Origin of the sequence: Rhodoferax sp. TH121, assembly GCF_002251855.1 — a bacterium.
Lineage (GTDB): Bacteria > Pseudomonadota > Gammaproteobacteria > Burkholderiales > Burkholderiaceae_C > Allorhodoferax.
The window spans coordinates 38932-65410 of the sequence record NZ_NOXW01000020.1 but is presented as its reverse complement, the minus strand read 5'-3'; the positions used below and the strand labels follow the sequence as shown (position 1 = coordinate 65410).

The window sequence follows — 26479 nt, the reverse complement described above, 5'->3', positions numbered from 1 at the left end:
GGACGGCTATATTGCCGTCCCGGGCGATAGCAGCAATTGCTGCACAGGGACCGGGCGACCAAACAAATAGCCCTGGAACAGGGTGCAGCCGTTGACCAACAGGAAATCTCGCTGCCCTTCTGTCTCCACCCCCTCGGCCACCACGCTGAAACCCAAGCTCTTGCCCAACGCCAGCACGGTGCGTGCGATGGCAGCGTCGTTGGGATCGGTGAGCACATCGCGCACAAAAGACTGGTCGATCTTGAGCTGCTGCAAGGGCAAAAGCTTGAGGTAAGACAGCGAGGAGTAGCCGGTGCCAAAGTCGTCCAGCGCGAAGCCCACACCGGCAGCCTGCAGTGCCGACATTTTGAGTGTCGCATCCTGCGTGTCGCTCAGCAAAAGACTTTCGGTCAGCTCCAGCTTCAAGCGCTGGGGGTTGGCCCCGGTTTTGTACAGCAAGTCCAGCACCTGCTGGGCAAAGTCGGGGTGGCGGAATTGGCGTGCACTCACATTCACCGCCACCGTCAGCGCCTCGGTTTCCACCTGTCCAGCCCATTGGGCCAGTTGCCGACAGGCCATTTCCAGCACCCAAGCACCCAGTGGGATGATGAGCCCCGTCTGCTCCGCCACCGGAATGAACTCCAGGGGTGACACCAGACCGCGCTGCGGATGCTGCCAGCGCACCAACGCTTCGGCGCCCACGATGCAGCGCGCAGCGTCCACCACAGGCTGGTAGTACACCACCAGCTCCTGGCGCTGCAGACCGTGGCGCAAATCCAGCTCCAATGCAGTCCGCTGTGCCACCAGCGCTTGCATGGCCGGATCGAAAAAGCGCATGGTATTGCGGCCCGCTGCCTTAGCCTCGTACAGCGCCAGATCGGCCTGCTTGAGCAACTCATCCACCGTCTGGTGCTGTTGCGCGAACAAGGTGATTCCAATGCTGGGCGTGCTGTGGTGCTCGGCCGCCCCCAACATGTAGGTTTGGTTCAGACTGCCGATGATTTTCTTTCCGACCAGCTCCACATGGGTGCTGGCACGGGCAGGGTCCGTGTCCAGACTGTGCAACATCACCACGAATTCATCGCCTCCCAGACGCGCCACGGTGTCAGCGCCACGCACGCAGGCCAACAGGCGGTGAGCGACCTCTTGCAAGAGCAGGTCACCGACGTCGTGCCCACGCGTGTCATTGAGGTCCTTGAAGTTGTCCAGGTCAATAAAAAGCAGTGCTCCGTGGTGACCATCGCGCGCAGCCAGCGCCAGCACCTGCTGGAGTCGATCGATCAGCAGACGGCGGTTGGGCAGGCCGGTCAGCACATCGTAAAACGCCAGGCGTTCGATCTTTTCCTCGGCCAGTTTGCGTGCTGTGATATCGCGTCCGACTCCCCGATAACCGCAGAACTGGCCTTGGGCATCGAAGAAGGGGGCGCCACTGACCGAAACCCAATACGGCTGACCTTGGTGGTCCGTGTCACACAACTCCAGCTCGCGGAAAATCTGATGGGCCAAAAGCATCTGACGATGCGACTCCCAGTCCGCCGCATTCATATTCAGGGCGCCCAGCTCCCAGCGGGTCTTGCCCATGCGGTAGGCCTGTGATTTGCCAGCCAGATTTCCCGCAAACCGGACAAAGCGAAACTCCGCATCCTGCTCCCAATACCAGTCGGATGACAACTCGGTCAGGGCGCGAAAACGGGCCTCACTCTCCGTCAAGGTGGCCTGCGAAGCCTTGATGGCGGTGATGTCGGTCACCGAACCATAGGCGATATGGTGGCCCGAGGGCTCCCAAATCGTGATGGCCTTTCCAAACAGCGAACGCACGGAACCGTCAGGGTGGCAGACCCGGAACTCATGGGCCCAGGTGGCGCCATGCTCGGCCGTGTCGTTCATGGAAACCACCATGGCAGGCAAATCGTCCGGATGGACACACCGGAACACCGAGTTGGGGTCAGTCTTTGCGGCCTGGGCGCTAATGCCAAACAGCGTCTCACAGGCGTCACTGACAAAGGTGAACTCTCCGCGGCTAGGGCCGTGGCGCACAAATTGGAACACCATCTCGGGCAGCCGGCTGGTAAGGCGCTGGATCATCTCCAGCCGCTCCTGCAAGGCTTCCTTGGCACGTTTTTCTTCAGAAAAATCCTGCACCACGCCGTAGTCCACATAGGAGCCATCGTCGTGTTGCTGTCGGCGCATGCGGGTGCGCAGCCATTGCACACGCCCGCCACGGTTCAGCCAGCGGTACTCCAGCTCGCTGCCATCCATGCGCTCGCGTGCCCGCAAAAAGGCGGGCATGTCGTCCGGATGGATGTACTGGCGCGCGGTCTCGAAGCTCACGTCAGGTTGCCAGGGCATATCGCCCAGCGCATACAGCCCCTTGGACCAGATCGAGCGCCCGGCCCCCTGCGGCACCGTCCAGTGCCCCACCCGAGCCAGTCGTTCGGTCAGCTCAAACAACTCCAGTTGCCTGCGCAACTCGCGGTTGGCCTGCTGCAATGCCTCTTCACTCACCTGCACCGCCGCCTCGGCTTGGCGCTGCTGGGTGATGTCGTGCAGGTAGACCACGATATGCAACTCCCCCGCCAATTGAAGGCGGGTACCTTCCACGCGAAACAAGACCTGACGTCCACCGCGCGTGGTGAACGGCATCTCGACGTGGTGGCTTCCGTCCTGCCCCGCTGCGCGAACAAATGCAGCATCCCGGGCTTCGGCATCAGGCCAAAAACCCAGCTCAAGCGCAGTTTTCCCTACGGCATCGGCCCAGCTGTAGCCTGTCAACGCCTCCCAATGGGCGTTCACATCCACAAAACAGCCATCGCTGTAACGGGACAGGGAGATGGCGGCCGGGCTGTGCACAAACAGGGCATTGAGCATGTCGTACTGGCGCCGTGCGCCGGACTCTACCGATGTCAACGCTTCCCGCAACCGTGCAATCTCCTGCGCACACTCCGCTGCCGAGCGTTTCTCCCAGTCCAATCCCTCGCTCATGGCGCAGGCAGCTCCAATTGCTCAACGGGCACCGGGCGACCAAAAAAGTAGCCTTGGAAGGCCTTGCAACCATTGCGCAGCAGGAAGTCCCGCTGGCCCGCGGTTTCTACCCCCTCAGCCACCACCCCCAAGTCCAGGCTGCGCGCCAGGTTGAGGATGGTGCGCGCAATGGCGGCGTCGTTGGGATCCGTCAGCACATCGCGCACAAAGGACTGGTCAATCTTGAGCTGGTCCAGCGGCAGGCGCTTGAGGTAGGCCAGGCTGGAGTAGCCGGTGCCAAAGTCGTCCAGCGAGAAGCCCACACCAATCGAACGCAGCTCACTCATCTTGACAATGACCTCATCAAAGTCAGACAGCAGCAGGCTTTCGGTCAGCTCCAGCTTGAGCCGATACGGATTGGCCCCTGACAGGCGCAGCAAGCTCAGGATGTGGTTGGAAAAGTCAGGGTGCTTGAATTGGCGTGCGCTCACGTTCACGGCCATGGTCAACTTCTGGGTGTGGGGTCTGGCGCTCCAGGCCACCAGTTGTGCACAGGCGGCCTCCAGGACCCACTGGCCCAGCGGCAGAATCAGCCCGGTCTGCTCGGCAACCGGAATGAATTCGCCCGGCGGCACCAGACCCCGCCCGGGGTGGTTCCAGCGCAGCAGAGCCTCTACCCCCGTGGTGTGTCCTTGGTCATCCACCACCCGCTGGTAATACAACATGAACTCGTTGCGCAGCAAGCCCTGGCGCAAATCGGCCTCCATGGCGGCACGCGCCGAGGCGGCTGCCTGCATATCCGGGTCAAAAAACCGCAGCGTGTTGCGCCCGGCCGCCTTGGCTTGGTACATGGCCAGGTCTGCGCGCTTGAGCAGTTCGTCCACCGTTTGGCTGTGCTGGTGAAACAGTGTGACACCGATGCTGGGCGAACTGTGCAGCTGGTGGCTACCCAAGGCGTACTGCTGGTTAAGCGCCTGCAGGATTTTCTTGGACACTATCTCGGCCTGGCCAGCGGCCTCGGTAGCTACCGCGCCCAACTCCTCCAGCATGACGACGAATTCATCGCCACCCAGCCGCGCTACGGTGTCCACATCGCGCACACAGGCCTGCAAACGACTGGCGACCTGCTTGAGCAAGAGGTCGCCCATGTGGTGGCCCAAGGTGTCGTTGAGGATCTTGAAGTTGTCCAAATCAATGAACAGCAAGGCACCGTGCTGGCCATGGCGCGCGCTGGCCGCCAAGGCGTGCTCCAAGCGGTCGATCAGCATGCGCCGATTCGGCAGGCCGGTCAGCGAATCAAAGAAGGCCAAACGCTCGATTTCGGCCTCGGCCAGCTTGCGGGCAGACACATCGCGGCCTGTCCCACGGTAGCCACAAAACTCGCCCTCGGCATTAAAAATGGGCGTACCACTGATAGACGCCCACATATAGGTCCCATCCTTCAGGATGCGCTGCATCTCAAAGTCATGGAATGTCTCGTGCGCCAACAGTTGGGCCTTGTGCTGCTCCCACTGTGCCGGACTCACCCCTTGGGCACCGGAGTCCCAGCGTGTCTTGCCTATGGCCGCGTCCGACGCCAATTTGGCACCGCTCAGGCCATTGCCATCGATGCGGACAAAACGGAACTCCGCATCCTGCTCCCAGTACCAATCGGAAGACAGGGCCGACAAGCTGCGAAAGCGCTCTTCGCTGGCCTGCAATCGAGCCAGAGCTTCTTTCTGGGCCGTAATGTCAGTAATCGAACCACAGAAGAGCACCGACCCGTCGGACTGCAGTTCTGGCAGAGAATGCCCCAGCATCCAGCGGTCCGCCCCCCCAGCGGTACCAACCCGGAATTCACACCGCCATGGCTCCATGGCATTCATGGCCGTCCAGGTGCTCTTGATGACTAAGCGCGTATCTTCAGGATGGATGCGCTGGAACACTGCAGCCGGATCCGCATAGGCCTGCTCTGGGGTGAGTCCATAGATCTGCTGGATGCCGGCACTCACAAAAGGAAAGGCATAACGCCCATCGGGCCACATCTGGTACTCATAGACCAGCCCTGGCGCCCGGCTGGTGATCTTGCGAATGAAGGCCAGCTGGTTTTCCAGGTTCTGCCGCACCTGATGTTCGTCGGTGACTTCCTGGATCACGCCCATCTCGGCTTGGCTCACACCGTCCTTCCACTGGCGGTAAAAGCGGGCACGCACCCAAATCAGCTGTCCATCGGGACGCTGCCAGCGGTACTCGATCACTTCTCCGTCCATTCGTTGCAGGGCCTGGTCTACCAAGGGACGGTCATCGATGTGCACGCCTTCAATCAACTCGCCGCGCTTGAGCAACACCTGCGCGTCCATACCGGCAATATGCGCTGCACCGCGAGAAATCTGCAGGTCCGGAATTCCGGGGTACGCCACCCAATGCCCCACTTTGGCCAGGGACTCGGTCAGCTCATACAACTTGACCTGGCGATTGAGTTTGTCGTTGGCCTGCTCCAAGGCCTGCTCTCCTGCGCGCAGGGCCTCATGGGCCAGGCGTTCGGCAGTCACATCGCGCAAGTAAAGCAGGATATACGCCTCACCCTGCTCCTGGACCAGCGCAGCATTCATGCGCACCACGCGGGGGTTGCGGTCCTTCATGACCAGCGTGACATCCGCATCCACCACGCGGCCGCCGTCATACAACGGTGCGAACACCCGTTGGCGCTCCTCTGGATCCAGCCAATGCCCGATCTCAATGGCCGTGCGTCCCAAGGCTTCGGCACGGGTGTACCCAGTCAGGTGCAACCATTCGGTGTTGACCTCCACCAACACGCCATCACGTACCCGCGTCAGGGCAATGGCCTCAGGGCTGTGGTCAAAAATGGTCCTGAACATGGCATCGCCCCCCCCCCAAGACGCAGCCGCAGCCACAGGCTGCGCGCCAGTGGATACAGAGAGGGGCGATTCTGGTGGGGTCGACACAGGCAAAGGGGGCTGGCCAGAGTGAACGGTACGCCCATCATAGGGCCTCAAAGCGGTGCCCGCCACGCCAGGCAACCCCTAGTGACCCCGCTGGGGCCAGCGAAGTTGATAGACTTCTTTGGATGACCGAATCGGCCCCTTCCCACACCCCCATGATGCAGCAGTACCTGGGCCTCAAGGCCCAGTACCCCGGCACCCTGCTGTTTTACCGCATGGGCGATTTCTACGAAATGTTTTACGCCGACGCCGAGAAGGCCGCCCGCCTGCTCGACATCACACTCACCCAGCGCGGCCAGTCGGCCGGCGAGCCGGTCATCATGGCCGGCGTGCCCTTTCATGCCATGGAGGGCTACCTGGCCAAACTGATTCGCCATGGCGAGTCGGTGGCCATTTGTGAACAGGTGGGCGAGGTCGGTGCGACCAAAGGGCCGGTGGAACGCAAGGTGGTGCGCGTCGTCACCCCCGGCACGTTGACCGATGCCGAGCTTTTAAACGAAAAGTCCGAATCCATCCTCATGGCCGTGCACCAGGGCCCGCGCAACCGCTGTGGCCTGGCTTGGCTGTCCGTCACCCAGGGCGTGGTGTTTCTGGCTGAGTGCGCGCCCGATGAAGTGAACGGCTGGATCACCCGTATCGCCCCCAGCGAGCTGGCCTACAGCGCCGGATGCACCACCGCCTTCGAAGACCGGCTCAAGCGCCTGCGCTCCAGCAGCAACGCCTTGTACCTGACGGCTCGCCCCGAATGGCAATTTGACAGCGCGCTGGGCCAGCGCAAACTGCTGGACGCCCTGCAGGCTGCCAGCCTCAGCAGTTGGAACGCACAAGACCTGCCCCTGGCCCACGCCGCCAGCGCCGCGCTCTTGGGCTATGCCGAGCACACCCAGGGCCGCGCTCTCACCCACATCCACAGGGTACAGGTGCAGCGCAATGACGCGCTGATTGACCTGCCCGCGACCACACGCCGCAACCTCGAGCTGGTGCAAACCCTGCGCGGCGAAGACAGCCCCACCCTGTTCAGCCTCATTGACACCTGCATGACCGGCATGGGTAGCCGCATGCTCAAGAGCTGGCTGCTGGAACCCCAACGCGACCGCACCAAGGCACAGCACCGGCTGCACGCCATCGGAACGCTCAAGGCCCACCTGTGGCAAACGCTACGCGGCCAACTCAAGGGCTGCTCCGATGTGGAACGGATAACCGCCCGCACTGCCCTGCGCCAGGTGCGCCCGCGTGAACTCGTCGCCCTGGTAGTGACGCTACAAAAAACGGAGCTGCTTGCGCAGCATTTAAAAGGCGTAGAGGGCTATTTGGCCCATATCTCAGAGCAATTGCAGCCACCGAGCCAGGCCACTGTCCTGCTAGCCCGCGCCATTGACCCCGAACCCGCCGCCCTGGTGCGCGATGGCGGGGTGATCGCCAACGGCTTTGACGCCGAGCTGGACGAACTGCGCGCCATCCAGACCAACTGCGACGCCTTTTTGCTGGACTTGGAGGTGCGCGAAAAGGCCCGCACCGGCATCGCCAACCTGCGCGTGCAGTTCAACAAGGTGCATGGCTTCTACATCGAGGTCACCACCGGCCAGGTGGACAAGGTGCCCGACGACTACCGCCGCCGCCAAACCCTGAAGAACGCCGAGCGCTTCATCACGCCCGAACTGAAGGCCTTTGAAGACAAGGCCCTGAGCGCGCAGGAGCGTGCGTTGGCCCGCGAGAAGTACCTGTTCGAGCAGGTGCTGGACCAGCTGCAACACCACATCCCCCAGCTCACCCGCGTGGCGCGCGCCCTGGCCGCGCTGGACGCGCTGAGCGCGCTGACCGAGCGCGCGCTGACGCTGGACTGGTGCGCCCCGCAGTTTGTCGCGGAACCCTGCATCGACATCGAAGCCGGCCGTCACCCCGTAGTGCAGGCGCGGCTCGCCGAACTCTCCAGCGGCAACTTCATTGCCAACGACGCGCGCTTCGGCCCCAAGCAGCGCATGCAGATCATCACCGGCCCCAACATGGGCGGCAAGTCCACCTACATGCGCCAGGTCGCCCTCATCGTGCTCTTGGCCAGCATGGGCAGCTATATACCCGCGCGTGCCTGTCGCCTGGGACCCATCGACGCCATCCACACCCGCATTGGCGCGGCCGATGATTTGGCCAACGCCCAGTCCACCTTCATGCTGGAGATGACCGAGGCTGCGCAGATCCTGCACAGCGCAACGCCGCACAGCCTGGTGCTGATGGACGAAATCGGTCGCGGCACCAGCACCTTTGACGGCCTGGCCCTGGCCAGCGCCATTGCCACGCAGCTGCATGACAAGACCCAGGCCTTCACGCTGTTTGCCACGCACTACTTCGAGCTGACCGAGTTCCCCGCCACGCACCACGCGGCCATGAACGTCCACGTGAGCGCGGCCGAAGCCGGACGCGACATCGTCTTCCTGCACGCCATCGAACCCGGCCCCGCCAGCAAGAGCTACGGCGTGCAGGTCGCCCGCCTGGCCGGCATGCCCGCCGCCGTACTCAACCACGCGCGCCACACACTGGACGCATTGGAAGCACACGCCTCTGAACAGCAGCTGCAAGTGGACCTGTTTGCTGCCCCGCCCGCACCTGAAGCAGCGCCTGTGAGCGCCGTGGAAAACGCGCTGGCAGGCATCAACCCGGACACGATGAGCCCGCGCGAGGCCATGGATGCGCTGTATCAGCTGAAGGCACTGGCCGCACGCAAGTGACGGCCGCCTTCTACAATCCAAGTTTCGCCTCCCAGAACGACAACAATGACCTACTGCGTCGCCCTCAAACTCAACGCCGGCCTGGTGTTCCTCTCGGACTCCCGCACCAACGCCGGACTCGACCAGATCAGCACGTTCCGCAAGATGATCGTGTACGAGAAGCCCAATGACCGCTTCATGGTCCTGCTCTCGGCCGGCAACCTCAGCATCTCGCAATCGGTGCGTGAGATCCTGCAGATCGAAAAACTCAAGGACCACGAAGACGACGAAGGCATCACCATCTGGAATGCCAAGAGCATGTTCGACGCCGCCCGTGTGCTGGGTTCGGCTATCCGCAAGGTACAGGAGCGTGATGGCGCGGCGCTGAAAAATGCGGGGGTGGACTTCAACGTGTCCCTCATCTTCGGTGGCCAGATCCAGGGCGAAGGCATGCGCCTGTTCCAGGTCTACTCCGCCGGCAATTTCATCGAAGCAACGCCCGAGACGCCCTACTTCCAAGTCGGCGAATCCAAGTATGGCAAGCCAGTGCTGGACCGGGTAATCACCCCCCACACGCCGTTGGACGAAGCCGCCAAGTGCGCGCTGGTGTCAATGGACTCCACGCTTAAGTCCAACCTGTCGGTGGGCCTGCCGCTGGACATGGTGGTCTACGAAGCCAACACTTTTGCCACCGACAAGGTAGTGTGCATCGACGAGAACAACCCCTACTTCCAGATGCTGCACAGCAGCTGGGGCCAGAAGCTGCGCGAGGTGTTTGACAGCATCGAAGACCCCATGTGGAACGGCGGCCAGACCGAGGTGCCATTGCTGGTGCCTTCCGCACGCAGCCTGCCGCTGAAAAAAATCACCACCCCAGATGAAAAGCTGATCTGAATCGGATCTTGATGTCCACCATCGTTTTCTCCCACGCCAACAGCTTCCCCGCAAGCACCTACAAGGTGCTATTCAAGAGCCTCAAGGCCCGCGGCTACTCTGTCAAAGCTGTTGACAAGTACGGCCACGATCCCCGCTACCCCGTCACGGACAACTGGCCCCATGTGGTCCAGCAACTGGTGGACTACGCCACCAAAGTGGTGGACAAAGTGGGGGAGCCCGTTTGGCTGGTGGGCCACTCGCTAGGCGGATTCTTGAGCCTGATGGCGGCGGCCCGCCATCCCGAATTGGCCAAAGGCGTGGTGCTGATCGACTCGCCCATTCTGGGCGGCTGGCGCTCCCAGGTGCTGGGCCTTGCCAAGACCACGCAACTGGTAGGCTCCATCTCGCCCGGCGCGGTAAGCCGCCAGCGCCGCAACAGCTGGCCCAGTGTGCAGGCCGCATTTGAGCATTTCCAACACAAGAAGGCATTTGCCAAATGGGATGCCCAGGTGCTGATGGACTATGTAGATGCGTTTGGTGAAGACGCAGACGGCAAACGCAGCCTGGCCTTTGACCGGGCCATCGAAACCGCCTTCTACAACACCCTACCCAACAACCTGGACCGCTTGCTCGCACGCCATCCGGTGAAGTGCCCGGTCACCTTCATTGGCGGTGACCAGTCCGAGGAAATGAAACAGGTCGGCATGGCCATGACCGAAAAGGTCACCAAGGGCCGCATCATGATGCTCGACGGCAGCCACCTTTTCCCCATGGAAAAGCCGCTCGCCACCGCCGCAGCGCTGGAAGCCGCCTTGCGGAACATGGAGCGCTGACGCCGCATGGACACCAGCCTGCAAGCGCAATTGGACCGACTGCAAGAACAGGTTCAGGCCTTGCAGTCCAAAAACCGGCAACTCCAAGCCGCACTGGACGAACAACAAATCCTGGCCAGCCAATGGCTGGAGCGGCGTACCCGCGAGCTTCAGGCCGATGCCTTGGAACAAAAGAAGGCCGAAGCGTTGCAAAGCGTGTTCTACCGCATTGCTGAGCGTGCCACGGCCGGGCTCACCCTCTATGATTTTTTGAAGGCTGTGCACAAGCTGCTGGGCGAGCTGCTGTACGCCAAGAATTTCTATGTCTGCCTGAGCCACCCGTCCAAGAACACGGTGGACTACCCCTATTACGAGGACGAAAAGGACGGCGACACCATGCAACGCTACGGCGTGCTGCGTAAGCGTGGCATGACCGAGTTTGTGCTGCGCACAGCCCGGCCCGAGGTGATCGATGCCGCTCGTTTTGTGCAACTGCAGACCAGTGGCGAAATCACCGAGGCCTCGGGCGACCTCACCTTCAGCAGCTGGCTGGGCGTGCCCATGCAAATGCAGGGCCGGGTGCGCGGCGTACTGGTAGTGCAGGGGTACGAACCCCACGTGCGCTATTCAGGGGCCGATGCAGACATCCTGAGTTTTGTGGCCAATCACGTGGGCGCAGCGCTGGAGCGCCAACAGGCTATCGAAGACATGCGCAACTCCGAGGCGCGCTACCGCTCGGTGATCGAGAACGTGGGCGTGGGTGTGGTGGTGGTGCAAGACGGACGCATGGTGTTTGCCAACCCCAGCATGGTGCGCATCGTCGGGCATCCGCTGGACCACCTGCTGTCCCAGCCCTTTACCGCCACCATCCATCCCGACGACGTGCCCACCGTGGTGGAGCGACACCAACGCCGCCTGCGTGGCGAGACGGTGGAGGTGAACTACACCTTCCGCATCATCACCGCAGATGGTCAGGTGCGCACACTGGAGCTTTCGGCCGTGCTGATCGAGTGGAGCCAGCGCGATGCCACTCTGCTGTTTGTCATGGATGCCACAGCACGCATGCAGGCCGAAGAGAGCCAGCGTCAGGCGCTGCAGCAACAGATTGCGCTCAATGACCTGAAGGCACGCTTCATCACCATGGCCTCGCACGAGTTCCGTACACCACTGGCCACCATCCATGGCTCCGTGGAGCTGTTGCAGCACTACGAAGACCGCATGCCGGCCGACAAGAAACAACAGACGCTGCAGAAAATTGACGACGCGGTGGAGCGCATGACCCATATGCTGGAAAACGTGCTGGTGATTGGCCGCACCGATGCCGGACGGCTTGAGTTCAAACCCCGCGCTCTGGGCATTACCACCTTCTGCCATGGTTTGGTCGATGAGTTGCGTAGCGCCATGGCACGCCAACTGGTCGGCGTGCAATTGCAGCTGGAGCTGCCACCGGCCGAGCAGCTGTACTGGCTGGACGACACCCTGATCCGCAATATCGTGGGCAACCTGCTGTCCAACGCAATCAAGTACTCACCGCAAGGCGGCCTGGTGCGCTTTGCCGTGCAAGACCGTGGCGGCGCACTGGTGTTCACCGTGTCCGACCAGGGCATTGGCATCCCCGAGGCCGACCAGGCCCAACTGTTTGTGAGCTTTCACCGCGCCAGCAATGTGGGCCCCATCGCGGGCACTGGGCTGGGTCTCTCCATCGTGAAAGAGGCGGTGACCTGCCACCTGGGTAGCATCCAGGTGCGCAGCCAGGTCGGCCAGGGCAGCACCTTCACCGTCACCCTGCCCACCCACCCCTGTACCGCCGAGGACTGAGGCCATGCGCATCCTGATCGCCGAAGACGAACCCTCGCTGCGGGAAAACCTGCAGTGGATGCTGGAGCTCGAAGGCTACGAAGTCATGGCCGCCTGCGACGGCGCCGACGCGTATGCCCAGGCACAGGCCTTGCGGCCCGACCTGGTGCTCACCGATGTGATGATGCCCTTGCTGGATGGGTATGGCCTGATCCGCGCCTTGCGGGAAGACAGCCGTACCGCCACCGTTCCCATCATCATGCTCACGGCCAAGGCTGACCGCACCGATGTGCGCGCCGGCATGAACCTGGGCGCCGACGACTACCTCACCAAGCCCTGCCGCCGTGACGAGTTGCTGGAGGCCGTGCAGGCCCGCCTGCAACGCAGCAGCAGCCTGGAGCAAGCAGCCCAACGCCTGCAGAATGAAACCCGCTACGCCATGCAGATCGATACACTCACGGCCCTGCCCGGGCGTGACCTGTTCGAGCAGCAGCTAGAGTCCGCGCTGGAGCACCATAGCGGTGTGGCCCTGTTGTGCCTGGGTCTGGATGGGTTTGCCAAAATCAACGAGTCACTGGGTACCGGTGTGGGCGACCTGGTGCTGCGTGAAGTGGGCAAGCGCCTGAACCTGTACTCCGCGCAGTGGGAGCAACCGACGGCCCATGATGTGGTGGGCCGCATTGGTGGCGACCAGTTCGCCGTGTGCATGGCCGGGCTGACTTCAGAAGACCGATTGAACGCACGGGCGGCCGAGCTGCTGCGCCGCTTGGCAGAGCCCTACCAGGTCAGCGGCCACACCCTGTTTCTGACGGCCAGCGCAGGTACCAGCCTGTACCCCGCACAAGCCGACAGCGCCCACGCCCTGCTGCTGAACGCCGAATCCGCACTGCACCATGCCAAACCCACCGGCCCCGGCAGCTATGTGTACTTTGACGCGGCGATGAACCGCCAAGTGGCGCGCTCACTGCAAATCCACAACGAACTGCACCGCGCCATGGCACAGGGGGACCTTCAGGTCTACTACCAGCCACAGGTCAACATCCGCAGCGGCGCCGTAGTTGGATTTGAAGCCCTGCTGCGCTGGAACCACACCACCCTGGGCTGGATCCCCCCGTCCGAATTCATTCCCATTGCAGAACAAAGTGGCGTGATCGTTCAGCTGGGCCAGTGGGTTATGCACACCGCCGCCACCCAGGCTGCGCAGTGGCTCGCCCAAGGCCACAGCAACTTCCGCATGGCGGTGAATCTGTCGGTACGCCAGTTTGCAGGCCAAGAGCTGCCAGCGCTGGTGGCCCAAGTGCTAGCAAGCACCGGCCTGCCCCCGCATATGCTGGAGCTGGAGGTGACCGAGAGCATGGCCCTACAGAGCGTAGCCTCCACACTGGCCACGCTGCATGCCTGCAAGGCGCTGGGCGTGAAGCTGGCCATGGACGACTTTGGCACCGGCTACTCCAGCCTGGCCTACCTCAAGCAGTACCCACTGGACGCCCTGAAGATCGACCAGGCCTTCACCCGCAATATCACCCAGGACGCCGGCGATGCGGCCATCACCAAAGCCATCGTGGCGATGGCGCACAGCTTTGGCATGACGGTGGTGGCCGAAGGGGTGGAGACGGCGGAGCAATTGGAGTTTTTGCGCGGACTGCACTGCGAGGAGTTTCAGGGTTACCTGTTTAGCAAACCGGTACCGGCGGAGGAGGCGGTTTTGTGTTTTTCGGGGTATCGGGGGGCTTAGGTTTTTCGAAGCGTTGCACCGCTTTTTTAACACCCACTCCCCCAGCCCCTCGCCCCGTCGGCGAGGGGAGCCTTTAACAGCCACATCTTGTTGTGTTGCGCCGGATGCGTGGCTACTGGGGTGACGTTGTCAGCGTGTGTTGAAACCACGGCCCGCGCCAGCGGTTGTGGGTACTTCGGAAAGGTTGGTATGCCAACGCTGGCGGCGACGCCCGCCAGTGGCTCCGCACCCACATTTCTTCATTCACCACAACCGTTCGCTCTGGCCGTGGCGTACCCACCTAGTGGCAACGGTGCGTCTGTAGCACCGTAGCCAGAGCAAAGCCACCAAATTGGCTGTTAAAAGGCTCCCCTCGCCGACGGGGCGAGGGGCTGGGGGAGTGGGTGTTAAAAAAAACGGTGCAGGCGCCAAAAGATGCAAGCCGTCAAGCCGCCCAGGTCACTACCCCCGTCCAAGCCGTCACCAACACAATGACGCCAAACACAATGCGGTAATACGCAAACCCCACAAAGCTGTGGGTAGAGATGAACTTCAGCAGCCAGCGCACGCACAACCACGCACTCACAAAAGACGCCAACAAGCCCACCGCAAACAGCGGCACATCCGCCACGGACAGCAGCGCCCGCTCCTTGTAGAGGCTATACCCCCCCGCCCCAATCAAGGTAGGAATGGCCAGGAAGAATGAGAAATCGGTCGCGGCTTTGCGCGACAGGCCCAAAAGCATGCCGCCGATGATGGTGGCGCCGCTGCGGCTGGTGCCGGGCACCATGGCCAGGCACTGCACCAGTCCGACTTTGAGCGCGTCCAGAGGTGTCATGGCATCTACATCGGCCACACGAACGGTTTTGGGGTTGGTGGCCTGGCGGCGCTCGGCCCACAGGATGATGAAACCACCCACGATGAAGGTGGTGGCAACGATAGTGGGGGTGAACAAATGCGCCTTGATGAACTTGCCAAACAAGAGGCCCAGCAACACGGCCGGCACAAACCCGATGGCCACATTCACGGCAAAGCGCTGCGCCTGTTTCTCGGTGGGCAGCGCCACCAGCGTATCGCGGATTTTTTGCCAGTAGACCAGGATGACCGCAAAGATGGCGCCCGTCTGGATGGCGATTTCAAACACCTGGCGCTTGTCGTGGTCCAAAAAGTCCAGCAGCGCGCCCGCCAGAATCAAATGGCCGGTGCTGGAGATAGGCAGAAACTCCGTCAACCCTTCCACCACGCCCATGATGGCCGCTTTGATCAGCAATGTGATATCCAAAACTCTCTCCCAATTTAAGAACAAAATAGGCCTCTAGACCCCGTATTATCTGCGCGAGCAGCTCACTTATTCATAGCGCAGCGCCTGAATCGGCAACAGTTTGGAGGCGCGTCGCGCCGGGTAATAGCCAAAAAACACGCCCACCACCCCGGAGAAACCCACCGCCAGCAGCACCGCGCCAGCACTGAGGGATACCTGCCAACCCGCAAAGTGACCCACGCCCCAGGTGGCCAGCGCGCCAAGCGCCACGCCAATGGCGCCCCCCAACACGCTGAGTGTCACCGCCTCGATGAGGAACTGCGCCAGGATGTCGCGTCCGCGCGCGCCCACCGCCATGCGCAAGCCAATCTCTCGCGTGCGCTCGGTCACGCTCACCAGCATGATGTTCATGATGCCGATGCCGCCGATCACCAGGCTGATGCCCGCCACCGCAGCCAACAGCAATGTCATTACGTGGCTGGACTCTTCTTGCGCCTGCAGAATTTCAGTCAGGTTGCGCACCACAAAAGGATCATCTGCGCCCTCCTGCACCTTAAAGCGTTGACGCAACAAATCCTTGACGCTGGCCTCCACCACCTTCATGTCCTGGCCTTCTCGCACCTTCACGCTGATGGCACCTACGCGCTTCAAGCGGCTGGTGGCGTCCCCGCCCCAAATGCGATTGCGCAGCGTGCCCAGCGGAATCATCACCACATCGTCCTGGTCCTGGCCCATGGAGTTCTGCCCCTTGGGCGCCAGCACACCGATGACCGTGATGGGAATGTTGCGCACCCGGATCACCTGGTCCACAGGGTCCTGATCACCAAACAACTCGCGCGCCACGGTAGCGCCAATCCAGGCCACCTTCGCCGAGCCGGACAATTCCGCTGCATCAAACACCCGCCCGCTGGCCAGTGGCCAGTCGCGCGCTTCCAGGTAGTCGTTGTTCACACCAATGATGCTGCTGCCCCAGTTGGTATTGCCAAATACCAGCTGCCCACTGGTGCGCGACGTGGGGGCCGCCACCTGCACCTCTGGAATTTCCAGCGCAATGGCGGTGGCATCCTCTTCGGTCAGGCGCTGGCGGGTTTGCGCGCCCAGGCGCACGCCAGCCTGCGACACACCGCCGGGCAGCACCAGCATGATGTTGGAACCCAGGCCCTTCATTTGCTCCTGCACGCGGTTGGTAGCGCCTTGTCCCACCGCCACCATGGTGATGACGGCCGCCACCCCAATGATGATGCCCAGCATGGTGAGGATGCTGCGCAAAGTGTTGGCCGCCAGCGAACGCAATGCACTGCGCAGCGCTGCAAAGGTATTCATCGTCGTGAGTCCTCCACGATGTGCCCGTCCTTGAACACCAAGGTGCGCTGCGCCCAAGCAGCGATATCCGCCTCGTGCGTGACCAGCACCACGGTCATGCCCTGCTGGTTCAACTCGGTCAGCAGCTGCATGATGTCTTCGCTGGTCTGCGAGTCGAGGGCGCCGGTGGGCTCATCGGCCAGGATAAGTTGCGGCTGGTTCACCAAGGCACGTGCAATCGCCACGCGCTGTTGTTGCCCCCCGGACAGTTCGGCCGGCGTGTGCCCGGTGCGCTGTCCCAGGCCCACCCGCTCTAGTGCAGCGCGCGCGCGCTCCCGGCGCTGGACGGCGGGCACCCCGGCGTAGACCATGGGCAGCTCCACGTTCTCCAAGGCACTGGTACGCGGCAGCAGGTTGAACTGCTGGAACACAAAACCAATCCGCCGGTTGCGGATACTGGCCAGCGCATCGGGTGCCATGTCTTGCACCGGCTCCCCGGCCAACACATAGCTGCCCGCACTGGGCTGGTCCAGGCAGCCCAGGATGTTCATGAGGGTGGACTTGCCCGATCCCGAGGCGCCCATGATGGCGACCATCTCACCCTCGGCAATGTCCAGGGACACACCACGCAGCGCGTGCACCGTCTGGCCGCCCATGGCATAGCTTTTGGTCAGGTCACGCGCCTGGATCAGGGCGTGCACTTGGGTCGTGGGTGACATCGTGCCCGCCTCAAAACGGGGGGCGCGGGCCATTGCTGCGCGGTGCCGCAGCGCCGCCTTGCAGCTGGGTACCCACCAACACCTCCACGCCCTCGCGCAATGCCGTAGCTGCAGGAGAATCTGGCGGCAAGATCAGCTCGGTGCTGCTGCCATCCGACACCCCCACCCGCACCGCATAGGCCAACGGTTTGCCATCGCTGCCCATCACATACACCCGGCTGCGGTTTGCGCCACGCGCCGCGCCGCCCTCGGGGCGCGGAGTTGGCGCACGTGCACCGGATGCCGACGCAGCCGAAGCAGCCGGTGCCGCGGGCTCCACCCCCTCAATACGCAGGCGCAAGGCCGCGTTGGGCACCTTGAGCACGTTCTCGCGCTGCTCGGTCACCACCCGCACATTGGCTGTCATGCCGGGCAGCAGCTTGCCTTGCACATTGGCAAACCGCACGATGGCGACGTAGGTCACCACATTGGCCACATTGGTAGCGGCCTTGCGCACCTGGCGAATTTCGCCTTCAAAGGTCTGGCCCGGGAAGGCATCCACGTTAAAGCTGGCCTTTTGCCCGGGCTGCAGGCGGCCCACATCACTTTCGTCAATGGCGGCCTCCACCTGCATGTCGGAGAGGTTTTGCGCAATCACAAACAACTCGGGCGACTGCAGACTGCTGGCCACAGTCTGGCCCCGCTCGATGGTGCGCTTGATGACGATGCCGTTCACCGGCGAGGTGATGCGCGTGCGCGCCAGGTCAATCCGTGCCTGCGCCAGCGCCGCCTGGCGTTGCACCACATTGGCCTGGGCCGTCTTGACCTGGGCCTGCGCCACACCCACCTGGGCTTGCACCGCCTTCAAAGCCTCCGTGCTGGTGTTGAGCAGGGCACGTGCCTTGTCGGCCTCACTCTGGGCGATGAACTGCTTCTCCACCAAGCTTTGTTTGCGCTCAAAGTCGCGCTGGGCCTCATTCAGGTCCACCTGCGCACGCGACACCTGGGTCTGCGCTGCCACCACATTGGCCTGTGCGGTCAGCACAGCGGCGCCAGCGGCATCCACATCGGCCTGGGCCGATCGCACGCGGTATTCAAAGGTCTCGGGGTCAATCTGCGCGATCAGCTGGCCCGCTTTGACTTCGCTGTTGAAGTCCACCAGCACCTCGCGGATCTGGCCGCTCACCTGCGTGCCCACACTGACTTGTGCCACCGGGCTTACCGCACCGCTGGCGGCCACCGTGGCTTGCAAATTGCCGCGGCTAATCGGCGCAGTGCGGTACTCCACCTGGCGGCCTTCCCCGCTCTGCTGCCACCACCATGCGCCACCGCCCAGCACCGCGACCAGCACCGCAGCGCTACCTATCCATATTCTGTTCATGCCCCAATTCTAGAAAGGCCCGATGGCAGTCCTGTGGCACCCGCCTAAAGCCCCCGTTTTTGCATTTCACGGCGCCAAAACAGCATTCCGTCGCAAGGGGCTCGCCCCAAATGGCTGGGGCCGGCACAGTCTGCCCATCCCTTGTTGAACCCCTCAGGAGTCCTTCCATGTTCTATCTCTTTGTCTCCAACACCCCCGTCTGGGTCTGGCCGCTGTTGCTGGGTCTATTGGTGCTGGGCCTGCGCCAAACCCTGACCCAGCAGATGGGCTGGGCCCGGGTCACTGTGCTGCCGCTGGCACTTGTGGGCCTGTCGATGTACGGCACGTTGTCCGTGGCAGCAGGCCACCCAACAGTCCTGCTGCTGTGGGTCGTGGTGGCGCTGGGCGCTGCCGCCCTGGTGCTGCGTCGCCCCCTGCCCGCCAGCGCCCGCTATGACCTGGCACTACAGCGTTTCACCGTGCCGGGCAGCGCAGTCCCCCTGGCGTTGATGATGGGCATCTTCCTCACCAAATACGCTGTGGGTGCCAGCCAGGCACTGGCACCCGCACAGCTGCAATCCGCCCTGGCAAGCAGTGCGGTGGCCGGGATGTATGGCCTGTGCAGCGGCGTCTTGTTGGGACGCAGCCTGCGCCTGTGGAAGCTGGCCGCCCGAACCGACGCCCAGTGGCACCACACCCCCACTGTTACCCAAGCCACCGCCTGAGGAGTGCCCATGCCTGCCTTGACTCCTCGCCACATCCTGTGGGCCACCCTGGTGGTGGCAGCCCTCCCGGCCAGCGCCCAGGTTTTTGACGCCGTGCAACTGCACCACGCGCCCCCCGGCACCGATGGTGGTTCGGTCGGCTTGGCGGCCATCTCCACCCCGGAGTACCTGGGCAGCGACCAGCGCAAGACGCTGGGCTTTCCGGTCTTCAGCTACCAGTGGGCCAATGGCTGGTTTGCCGGGCTGGACAATGGGGTGGGCTACAACTTCTCCCGCAAGCCCGCACTGCAGTACGGCCTGCGCCTGACTGCCGACCCGGGCCGACAAAGTCGTGATACCGCGGCCCTGCAAGGCATGGGCGATATCGACGCCAAGCCCGAGCTGGGTGGTTTTGTGACCTACGCACCGGCAGATGGCTTGGCCCTCACAGGCTCGGTGCGGTGGGGCTCCGGCAACAGCAGCAATGGCTCCGTCGTGGACCTGGGTGTGGGCTACTCAGCGGCGCTGGCCCCCCGCTGGCGGCTGGGCGGCTCGCTGGGAATATCGCTGGCAGACCGCCAACACATGCAGAGCTACTTTGGCGTGGACGCCCAACAGGCGGCACGCAGCGGGTATGTGCTCTACACACCCGACGCGGGCCTGCGCGATGCACGACTGGGCCTATCACTGACCTATGCCATCAACCCACGCACGTTTGCCACCGCGGCCGTGTCCGGCGGCGTGCTCGGCGATGCCGCCAAAAACAGCCCCGTGTCCCGCAGCAGCAATACCACCACGGCCGTGCTGGCACTGTCTTACGCCTTCTGACCCCCAAGCACCGAAAGCCACCTCCCATGAGAAGCCCCTCTATCTCCCATCCCGCGACGTACAGCCGGATGCAATGGACCGGCTGGTCCACCCTGATGCTGCTGGCACTCGGCGTGGCGGCCTACGCCCTGTGGCTGCTCGCGGCCAGCAATCCGCCGGACTTTGCCGCCAGCCTGTTGGCCCGCCAGCCCGTGGGAGCATTTGTACATTTCGCTTGCAGCCCACTGGCACTGGTGGCAGGTGCCCTGCAAATCAATCGCGCCATTCGCACGCGCCACCTGGTTCTGCACCGCTGGCTGGGGCGTCTGTATGTGCTGGCTGTGCTGCTGGGTGGCGCCAGTGGTTTGTCAATGGCCCTGCAGGCCCAGGGCGGGCCAGTCTCCGAGTGGGGGTTCGGGCTGCTCGCCGTGCTGTGGTTGCTCAGCACAGGGCTGGGGTTTGTGGCCATGCGGCGCAACCAACGCACGGCCCACCGCGACTGGATGCTGCGTAGCTACGCCCTCACCCTGGCTGCCATTACGCTGCGCATCTACATTCCCGCCAGCATGGTGGCTGGCCTGCCTTTCGAAGAGGCATACCGCGTAATCGCCTGGCTCTGCTGGGTACCCAATTTGTTGGTGGCCGAGTGGGTGGTCCGCCGCCTGCGCCGCACCGCCTCGGCCTGAACCCGCAAGGAGGCTCCATGCAACTCACTCCTGTGATCGCCCTGCACATGGGCGCAGCACTTGCCGCACTGGCGGTCGGGCCCATTGCCTTGTGGGCACGCAAGGGGGCAGTCCAGCGGGCACGCCTGCACCGTGTAGCCGGCTACACCTGGGTGGTGCTGATGGTGGTGACCGCCGTGTCGGCCATGTTCATCCGTGATTTTTCACTGCCCAATATCGCTGGCTACACCCCCATTCACCTGCTGGTACCAGTCACCCTGTTCTCTTTGTGCGGAGCCTTCTGGTTTCTGGCCCGCAAGAACATTGCGGGCCACCGCAAAACCATGCAGCAGCTCTACCTGGGCGCCTGTGTGGGCGCTGGCGTGTTTACCCTGCTGCCCGGTCGCTACCTCGGCCAGTTGCTTTGGGGGCAGTGGCTCGCGGCATACTTGCCCACATGAGCCGCAGAAACTTCACCACCGTGGGCTACGGCCTGTGGAAAACCGTCACGCTCAACACGGTGATTGCGATCGGCATCACGCTGTTTGGCGAGCATTCCTTGTGGGACAACCTGGTCTACTCCCAATGCATAGGCCTGAGCATTGGTGCGGCCATCGATGTGGGGCGTTTCTTGTTCCTGCACGACTGGTCGACACAGATGCGCCGACTGGTGGCAATCGTTCCCATTGGTGTGGTGCTGGGCTTTTTCTTCGGCAATTTTGTGGCCGACCTGATTCTGGGCGGAACCGCGCTTCACTACTGGGTGACTTCGCCCCACAAGGCCTGGGGCATGCTGTTCTTGAGCCTGGTAGCGGGCACAGTGCTCACCCACGAGTTTGTCAGCCGGGAAGTGCTGGCCGTTGAGCGCGAGAAAGCGGAAACCGCGCGCCGCCAGGCCAGCGAAGCCCAGCTGCGCCTCTTGGAAGCCCAGCTCGACCCCCACATGTTGTTCAACACCCTGGCCAACTTGCGTGCCCTGATTGCCCTGGACCCGCCGCGCGCCCAGACCATGCTCGACCACATGATTGACTACCTGCGCGCCACGCTCAGCGCATCGCGCGCCGACCCCGGCCGGCCGCACACACTCGCCGACGAATTCGCCCGCCTGCAGGACTACCTGGAGCTCATGGCCATCCGCATGGGCGCGCGCCTGCAGTTCACGCTGGAGCTACCCGACGCCCTGCGCCAGCACCCTGTCCCCCCCTTGCTGTTGCAGCCCCTGGTCGAAAACAGCATCCAACATGGCCTGGAGCCCAAGGTCGAAGGAGGCCGCGTGCGCGTGAGCGCTACCCGCCAAGACGACCTGCTGTGCCTGGAGGTGGAAGACACGGGCCTGGGCTTGCCACCGGCCGACTCGCGGCGCAAGGGCTTTGGCCTGCAGCAGGTCCAGGACCGGCTGCACACCACATTTGGCACCTTGGGCACTATCAAAACAGGAGCTGCTCGCGCAGGTGGTACGCTGGTTAGCATCACTTTTCCCTTAGAAACATGAGCCAAGCTACTGCCCTGATCGCCGAAGACGAGCCGCTATTGGCGCAGGCCCTGCAGGCTGAACTGGCCCGCGCATGGCCCGCCTTGCAGGTGCTGCGCACGGTGGGCGACGGTGCATCCGCTGTCGAAGCAGCACTCGCACTGCAGCCCGACGTCTTGTTCTTCGACATCCGCATGCCTGGTCTGGGCGGGCTGGAGGCGGCAGCCGAATTGGCCGACACCTGGCCTACCGCAGATACGCAGGCCAAGCCCTTCCCGGCGCTGGTGTTCGTGACCGCCTATGACCAGTACGCAGTGCAGGCCTTTGAAGCCCAGGCGGTGGACTACCTGCTCAAGCCCGTACAGGCCGTCCGCCTGCAAAAAACGGTGTCAAAACTGCAGAAAACCCTCGCCAATACTGCGCATCCAGCTCCTGAAACAGGCGCAATCAGTGAGCCACTGGAGGCGGCACTGGCGCAGCTGCGCGGCTTGCTGGCCCCCATTGCGGCGCCAGGCCTCGCCCCTTTGCAGGTGCTGCAAGCCAGCGTGGGCAACCACATCCACCTCATTCCGGTGGAAGACGTCCTCTACCTGGAGGCTGCCGACAAGTACCTGCGTGTACTCACCGCCACCCAGGAGTACCTGCTGCGCACCCCACTCAAAGAGCTGCTGCCCCAGCTGGATGCCCAGACCTTTTGGCAGGTCCACCGGGGTACCGTCGTGCGGGTGCAGGGCATCCGCAGCGTGAGCCGTGATGAGGCCGGGCGCCTGAGCTTGACCTTGCACCACAGAAGTGAAAAACTCCCGGTCAGTCGGCTGTATGCCCATCGCTTCAAGGCGATGTAGGCGCCGGCGCAAAAAGAAGGAGGAGACCCATGGCATTGCTCCGTGGTGCACGGTTGTGCATCTGCGCGCTGGTCGCGCTGAGCGGTATCGCCATGGCCCAGCCACTGGGCAACACGCTGAACTTTGCCGTCACCAGTGACGAACGCTTTAGCAAAACTCTGGCACAACGCGTGCTGAGTGCCGCCTACAAAGAACTGGGGATCGAGCTGACGTTCACCCCCTTGCCGATCCGGCGCGGCTACGCGCAGGCAGAGATCGGCGAAGTCGATGGGCTGGGCATGACCGTGTCACTGGAGCTAGCCCCCAGCCTGCTGCGGGTCGACGTTCCCATCGCCTACGAAGAAACGGTGGTGTGGGCCACGCGGCGAGACTTCGCGCCCAATGGCTTCGCATCGCTGCAACCCTATTTGGTGGGACACATTGCCGGCGTGCGCTACTTCGAGCAACGCTTGCAAGGCCTGCGCACCGACCCTGCGCCCAACCTGGAAGCCCTGTTTCGCAAACTGGAGCTAGGCCGCACCGACCTGGTGACCGAATCCCGCTTTAACGGCTGCCTGATCAAACAGCTGGGGCTCAACAAAGTGGTGATGCTCCAACCTTCGTTGGAAGTGCTGCCGGGCTACCACTTTCTGCACACCAAACATGCCGCGCTGCTACCCCGCATCACCGCGGTACTGCGCAAAATGGAAACGGAAGGAAGCATCAAGAAAATCCATGCCGCCGCCTTGCGGGAGCACCAAGCCCTGTGCGGTTAAATAATGCCCATGCGCAAGCGCACTGACTGTCTAACCCACCGCACCGGCCATCACTTGCGCCGGTGTGCAGCCCTGCTCACCTTGGCAGGTGCTGCTGCAGGCAGCACGGCAGCGCCGCTGGTATTTGCCATTCCGCCCGAAGACCGCCTGAGCGTGACCATGGCCCAGCGTGTGTTGGCCCTCGCCTACCAGGAACTGGGCGTGGAAGTGCAGTACACCAAACTGCCAGTGCGTCGCGGTTACGCACAAGCCGACGAGGTCGATGGAGTGGGCTTGGGTGTCACGCCCGACATCGCAATTACCCAAGTGCGCATTGAGGTACCGATCTCCTATGAAGAAGCCGCGGTCTATGCCACCCGGGGCGACATCGTTCCCCAGGGTTATGCGTCGTTGCGGCCCTATGTGATTGGCCACATTGCAGGCATAGGCTATTTGGAGACCAAGCTGCAAGGCATGCGCACCGACACTGCCAGCAGTGTGGAAAGCCTGTTCCGCAAGCTGGAACTGGGCCGCACCGATGTGGTGGTGGACTCACGCTTCAACAGCTGCCTCATCAAGACTCTGGGGCTGCGCAAGGTGCAGTTGCTGCAGCCATCGCTGGAGACTGCGCCGGGTTATCACTTCCTGCACATGCGCCACGCAGCCCTGATCCCCAAAGTCACCGCGGTGTTGCGGCGCATGGCGGCGGACGGCACCATCAAGAAAGTACAGGCCCAGGCGCTCAAGGAGTATCGGTCGCAGTGTGACTGACTGCGCCCTAGGGGTTTACCACAAGCAAACCTGCGTGGCACGGTGGTTGCGAGAACAGGCTCCCTCCCTACAATGTGCCCCTTCTCCTACCTGGAACCCCATGATGCAACTGAATCTCTCGCGCCGCGGCGCTGTGCGCCTGCTGACCCTGTCCGCCGTTCTGTCCAGTGCCCTGCTCCAGGGCTGCGACTCCGTCCCTTCGGTCATCAAAATTGGGGTGGCGCAGCCACTCACCGGCAACCTCTCGGCGCTAGGCCAGGATTTGCTCAATGGCGTGAACCTTGCCGTGGAAGAGCTCAACAAGGAAGGCTTCAAGGTCAAGGGCAAGGCCGTGACTTTTGAAGTGGTCGCGGTAGATGACCGCGCCAGCGCCGACACCGGCAAAGAAGTGGCCCAGCAATTGGTAGACGCTGGTGTGGTGGCCGTGATCGGCCATCTGAACTCGGGCGTAAGTATTGCCGCCGCCCCCATTTATGCCGCCAAGGGCATCCCGCAACTGGCCATCTCCACCAACCCCAAGTTCACAGAACTGGGCCTGGACACCACCTTCCGCCTGGTCGCCAACGACAATCTGCAAGCCAAGGCCATTGGCAGCTACTCGGCGTCGCAGTTCTCTGGCACCAAGTTCGCCCTGCTGGACGATGGCACACCCTACGGCAAAGACCTCGCCGCTGGAGCTGGGGCCCAGTTGAAAGCTGCCAAGAAAGAGGTGGTACTGCAGCAGTCGTTCGACGACAAGACCACCAAATTTGACGAGCTGGCCGCCAAGATCAAGGAGACGGGTGTGGAAGTGGTGGTCTCCACACTCAACGATTTCCAGATCGTGGCCCTGCTCGACGCACTCAAAGCCATCAGCTACACCAACATCAAGGTGCTGGGTGGCGACACCATCAAGACCACCCTGATGCTCAAGGGCGCCGGTGTGGCCAACGGCCTGTTTGCCACCTCCCCCATCCTCGAAGCGCGCGAATTCACCGCTGGTAGCGCCTTCCTCGACAAATACCGCGCCAAGTACAAAATCGATCCCGCCTACGCAGGCCACTACACCTATGACGCGATGTACGTCATCTCTGCGGCCATCCGCCGCGCCGAGTCGGCCAAACCCCAGGACATTACCACCACCCTGAAAAAGATCGACGGCTACGCGCCCGTCACCGGCTCCATGAAGTGGGACGCCCAGGGCGAGCAACGCTATGGCGTGATTGGGGTGTACAGTGCCAACGGCGGTCTGTGGGAATCGCAGATGCGCTCAGACAACTGGTAAGCCCCCACCGTCAGCAGGAGACCACCCATGACCTTGCGTTACACCACAGTGCCCAACACCTTGCCAGAGAGCAAGATGCGCCTGTACCCCACCAAGGTCATCAACGTCATCGGCGGGCCGGGGTGTGACAAATCGCTCATCTCCTCGGCCATCATCCTCTACCTGCACCTGCACAACCGCACGGTAGAAACCATCCCCGACTACGCCAAGTCCCTGGTCTGGCAGCAAAACTTCGAGGTGCTGAAGAACCAGTACTTCATCGCCCAGCGCCAGTACGAGATGCTCAACCTGCTTGATGGCCAGGTGCAGTTCCTCATCACCGAGTGCTCCCTGCCCCAAGTGCTTTACTACAACGAGCACTACCCCGAAAACATTTGCGACGTGGCCAAAACCCGCGCGCAAATCCTGGAGTGGTACCGCCAGCACAACAACATCAATGTGTTTGTGGAGCGCGGCGACAAAAAATACGTGCACACCGGCCGTTTCCAGGACGAAGACCAGGCCCGCGAGGTGGACCGGGGCCTGCGCGCCACCCTTGTCCGCGAGGGCTTGCACTACACGGCGCTCAAACCCGACGTCGAAGCCATCAACACCTTTGCCCAAACCCTGCTTGCCTGAGCATGCACTGTGGCGGTGCGTACCTGCCAGCGAGGCACCAAATGAATACGGGTTTTCACCTACGAATCCCGCTTTTGGGAGTAATGGAATTCATGCATCATTAGATCTTTGAATAGTACGCAGACCTTAGTACAAGCCTGATGTCCAGTGCTCTGGACTTGCGCTAACGTTCAATCCCGTGGAGATACATTCACGC

At 62.7% G+C, this 26479-nt stretch carries 21 protein-coding genes; 15 read left to right on the top strand and 6 right to left on the bottom strand.

Annotated features, from left to right (window positions below; translation table 11 throughout):
- Positions 1 to 6: 6 nt before the first annotated feature.
- The gene (locus CHU94_RS06360) at positions 7 to 2961 is read right to left on the bottom strand and encodes an EAL domain-containing protein (protein ID WP_094477944.1); all 2955 of its coding nucleotides are present in this window, start codon (positions 2959 to 2961) and stop codon (positions 7 to 9) included.
- Positions 2958 to 5798: an EAL domain-containing protein gene (locus CHU94_RS06355; RefSeq protein WP_094477942.1), complete on the bottom strand. Its 2841-nt coding sequence runs from the start codon at positions 5796 to 5798 to the stop codon at positions 2958 to 2960. Before CHU94_RS06355 ends, CHU94_RS06360 begins: the two co-directional genes overlap by 4 nt.
- A gap of 239 nt (positions 5799 to 6037) precedes the next feature.
- Here CHU94_RS06355 and mutS point away from each other — a divergent pair, with 239 nt between their 5' ends.
- The 5 genes from mutS to CHU94_RS06330 are packed head-to-tail and all read left to right on the top strand — an operon-like array spanning position 6038 to position 13804.
- Positions 6038 to 8605: a DNA mismatch repair protein MutS gene (mutS, locus tag CHU94_RS06350; protein WP_255033865.1), complete on the top strand. Its 2568-nt coding sequence runs from the start codon at positions 6038 to 6040 to the stop codon at positions 8603 to 8605.
- Positions 8606 to 8650: 45 nt separating this feature from the next.
- Complete coding sequence (locus tag CHU94_RS06345) at positions 8651 to 9478, top strand: proteasome-type protease (RefSeq protein ID WP_094477938.1); 828 nt, start codon at positions 8651 to 8653, stop codon at positions 9476 to 9478.
- An 11-nt stretch (positions 9479 to 9489) separates the two neighbouring features.
- Entirely contained in the window at positions 9490 to 10293 is an 804-nt protein-coding gene (locus tag CHU94_RS06340) for an alpha/beta fold hydrolase (protein ID WP_094477936.1), read from the top strand.
- 6 nt (positions 10294 to 10299) lie between these two features.
- On the top strand, positions 10300 to 12090 hold the full coding sequence (locus CHU94_RS06335) for an ATP-binding protein (protein WP_094477934.1): 1791 nt from the start codon (positions 10300 to 10302) through the stop codon (positions 12088 to 12090).
- A 4-nt stretch (positions 12091 to 12094) separates the two neighbouring features.
- Complete coding sequence (locus CHU94_RS06330) at positions 12095 to 13804, top strand: bifunctional diguanylate cyclase/phosphodiesterase (protein ID WP_094477932.1); 1710 nt, start codon at positions 12095 to 12097, stop codon at positions 13802 to 13804.
- 424 nt (positions 13805 to 14228) lie between these two features.
- On the opposite strand, the gene CHU94_RS06325 is transcribed toward CHU94_RS06330, so the two are convergent.
- The 4 genes from CHU94_RS06325 to CHU94_RS06310 form a co-directional block, all read right to left on the bottom strand.
- On the bottom strand, positions 14229 to 15065 hold the full coding sequence (locus CHU94_RS06325; protein WP_094477930.1) for an undecaprenyl-diphosphate phosphatase: 837 nt from the start codon (positions 15063 to 15065) through the stop codon (positions 14229 to 14231).
- Positions 15066 to 15131: 66 nt separating this feature from the next.
- A complete protein-coding gene (locus tag CHU94_RS06320; protein ID WP_094477928.1) occupies positions 15132 to 16367 on the bottom strand; it encodes an ABC transporter permease in 1236 nt (411 codons plus the stop codon).
- Positions 16364 to 17065: an ABC transporter ATP-binding protein gene (locus tag CHU94_RS06315; protein ID WP_176451989.1), complete on the bottom strand. Its 702-nt coding sequence runs from the start codon at positions 17063 to 17065 to the stop codon at positions 16364 to 16366. Before CHU94_RS06315 ends, CHU94_RS06320 begins: the two co-directional genes overlap by 4 nt.
- Before the next feature lie 10 nt (positions 17066 to 17075).
- A complete protein-coding gene (locus tag CHU94_RS06310; protein ID WP_094477926.1) occupies positions 17076 to 18425 on the bottom strand; it encodes an efflux RND transporter periplasmic adaptor subunit in 1350 nt (449 codons plus the stop codon).
- A 167-nt stretch (positions 18426 to 18592) separates the two neighbouring features.
- Here CHU94_RS06310 and CHU94_RS06305 point away from each other — a divergent pair, with 167 nt between their 5' ends.
- The 10 genes from CHU94_RS06305 to CHU94_RS06260 all read left to right on the top strand — a co-directional run bounded on the left by CHU94_RS06305 (position 18593) and on the right by CHU94_RS06260 (position 26283).
- Positions 18593 to 19129 carry a DUF6622 family protein gene (locus tag CHU94_RS06305; protein ID WP_094477924.1) on the top strand — a complete coding sequence of 179 codons (537 nt, stop codon included), beginning with the start codon at positions 18593 to 18595 and terminating at the stop codon, positions 19127 to 19129.
- Positions 19130 to 19138: 9 nt separating this feature from the next.
- Positions 19139 to 19936 carry a MipA/OmpV family protein gene (locus CHU94_RS06300; RefSeq protein WP_094477923.1) on the top strand — a complete coding sequence of 266 codons (798 nt, stop codon included), beginning with the start codon at positions 19139 to 19141 and terminating at the stop codon, positions 19934 to 19936.
- 26 nt (positions 19937 to 19962) lie between these two features.
- Positions 19963 to 20601 (top strand): DUF2306 domain-containing protein, encoded by a 639-nt coding sequence (locus CHU94_RS06295; RefSeq protein ID WP_094477921.1) that lies wholly within the window; start codon positions 19963 to 19965, stop codon positions 20599 to 20601.
- A 17-nt stretch (positions 20602 to 20618) separates the two neighbouring features.
- Positions 20619 to 21041: a DUF2306 domain-containing protein gene (locus CHU94_RS06290; protein ID WP_094479250.1), complete on the top strand. Its 423-nt coding sequence runs from the start codon at positions 20619 to 20621 to the stop codon at positions 21039 to 21041.
- Positions 21038 to 22072 carry a sensor histidine kinase gene (locus tag CHU94_RS06285; protein ID WP_094477919.1) on the top strand — a complete coding sequence of 345 codons (1035 nt, stop codon included), beginning with the start codon at positions 21038 to 21040 and terminating at the stop codon, positions 22070 to 22072. The genes CHU94_RS06290 and CHU94_RS06285 overlap by 4 nt, the downstream gene beginning before the upstream one ends.
- Positions 22069 to 22896 carry a LytTR family DNA-binding domain-containing protein gene (locus tag CHU94_RS06280; RefSeq protein WP_094477917.1) on the top strand — a complete coding sequence of 276 codons (828 nt, stop codon included), beginning with the start codon at positions 22069 to 22071 and terminating at the stop codon, positions 22894 to 22896. Before CHU94_RS06285 ends, CHU94_RS06280 begins: the two co-directional genes overlap by 4 nt.
- 29 nt (positions 22897 to 22925) lie before the next feature.
- Positions 22926 to 23651 carry an ABC transporter substrate-binding protein gene (locus tag CHU94_RS06275; protein WP_094477915.1) on the top strand — a complete coding sequence of 242 codons (726 nt, stop codon included), beginning with the start codon at positions 22926 to 22928 and terminating at the stop codon, positions 23649 to 23651.
- A gap of 9 nt (positions 23652 to 23660) precedes the next feature.
- Positions 23661 to 24401 carry an ABC transporter substrate-binding protein gene (locus CHU94_RS06270; protein ID WP_176451941.1) on the top strand — a complete coding sequence of 247 codons (741 nt, stop codon included), beginning with the start codon at positions 23661 to 23663 and terminating at the stop codon, positions 24399 to 24401.
- Between the two features lie 103 nt (positions 24402 to 24504).
- Positions 24505 to 25665, top strand: a complete 1161-nt coding sequence (locus tag CHU94_RS06265; protein ID WP_094479248.1) for a branched-chain amino acid ABC transporter substrate-binding protein — start codon at positions 24505 to 24507, stop codon at positions 25663 to 25665.
- 27 nt (positions 25666 to 25692) lie between these two features.
- Positions 25693 to 26283, top strand: coding sequence for a hypothetical protein (locus CHU94_RS06260; RefSeq protein WP_094477911.1), 591 nt, complete (start codon positions 25693 to 25695; stop codon positions 26281 to 26283).
- The last annotated feature ends 196 nt before the right edge of the window (positions 26284 to 26479 follow it).

Bases quoted from the DNA above. Each gene is read 5' to 3' on its own strand.
- CHU94_RS06315 (WP_176451989.1), bottom strand. From the start codon at position 17,065: ATGTCACCCACGACCCAAGTGCACGCCCTGATCCAGGCGCGTGACCTG.
- CHU94_RS06340 (WP_094477936.1), top strand. From the start codon at position 9,490: ATGTCCACCATCGTTTTCTCCCACGCCAACAGCTTCCCCGCAAGCACC.
- CHU94_RS06280 (WP_094477917.1), top strand. From the start codon at position 22,069: ATGAGCCAAGCTACTGCCCTGATCGCCGAAGACGAGCCGCTATTGGCG.
- CHU94_RS06310 (WP_094477926.1), bottom strand. From the start codon at position 18,425: ATGAACAGAATATGGATAGGTAGCGCTGCGGTGCTGGTCGCGGTGCTG.
- CHU94_RS06355 (WP_094477942.1), bottom strand. From the start codon at position 5,798: ATGTTCAGGACCATTTTTGACCACAGCCCTGAGGCCATTGCCCTGACG.
- CHU94_RS06330 (WP_094477932.1), top strand. From the start codon at position 12,095: ATGCGCATCCTGATCGCCGAAGACGAACCCTCGCTGCGGGAAAACCTG.
- CHU94_RS06320 (WP_094477928.1), bottom strand. From the start codon at position 16,367: ATGAATACCTTTGCAGCGCTGCGCAGTGCATTGCGTTCGCTGGCGGCC.
- CHU94_RS06335 (WP_094477934.1), top strand. From the start codon at position 10,300: ATGGACACCAGCCTGCAAGCGCAATTGGACCGACTGCAAGAACAGGTT.
- CHU94_RS06295 (WP_094477921.1), top strand. From the start codon at position 19,963: ATGAGAAGCCCCTCTATCTCCCATCCCGCGACGTACAGCCGGATGCAA.
- CHU94_RS06275 (WP_094477915.1), top strand. From the start codon at position 22,926: ATGGCATTGCTCCGTGGTGCACGGTTGTGCATCTGCGCGCTGGTCGCG.
- CHU94_RS06270 (WP_176451941.1), top strand. From the start codon at position 23,661: ATGCGCAAGCGCACTGACTGTCTAACCCACCGCACCGGCCATCACTTG.
- CHU94_RS06265 (WP_094479248.1), top strand. From the start codon at position 24,505: ATGCAACTGAATCTCTCGCGCCGCGGCGCTGTGCGCCTGCTGACCCTG.
- mutS (WP_255033865.1), top strand. From the start codon at position 6,038: ATGATGCAGCAGTACCTGGGCCTCAAGGCCCAGTACCCCGGCACCCTG.
- CHU94_RS06290 (WP_094479250.1), top strand. From the start codon at position 20,619: ATGCAACTCACTCCTGTGATCGCCCTGCACATGGGCGCAGCACTTGCC.
- CHU94_RS06305 (WP_094477924.1), top strand. From the start codon at position 18,593: ATGTTCTATCTCTTTGTCTCCAACACCCCCGTCTGGGTCTGGCCGCTG.
- CHU94_RS06360 (WP_094477944.1), bottom strand. From the start codon at position 2,961: ATGAGCGAGGGATTGGACTGGGAGAAACGCTCGGCAGCGGAGTGTGCG.
- CHU94_RS06345 (WP_094477938.1), top strand. From the start codon at position 8,651: ATGACCTACTGCGTCGCCCTCAAACTCAACGCCGGCCTGGTGTTCCTC.
- CHU94_RS06285 (WP_094477919.1), top strand. From the start codon at position 21,038: ATGAGCCGCAGAAACTTCACCACCGTGGGCTACGGCCTGTGGAAAACC.
- CHU94_RS06300 (WP_094477923.1), top strand. From the start codon at position 19,139: ATGCCTGCCTTGACTCCTCGCCACATCCTGTGGGCCACCCTGGTGGTG.
- CHU94_RS06260 (WP_094477911.1), top strand. From the start codon at position 25,693: ATGACCTTGCGTTACACCACAGTGCCCAACACCTTGCCAGAGAGCAAG.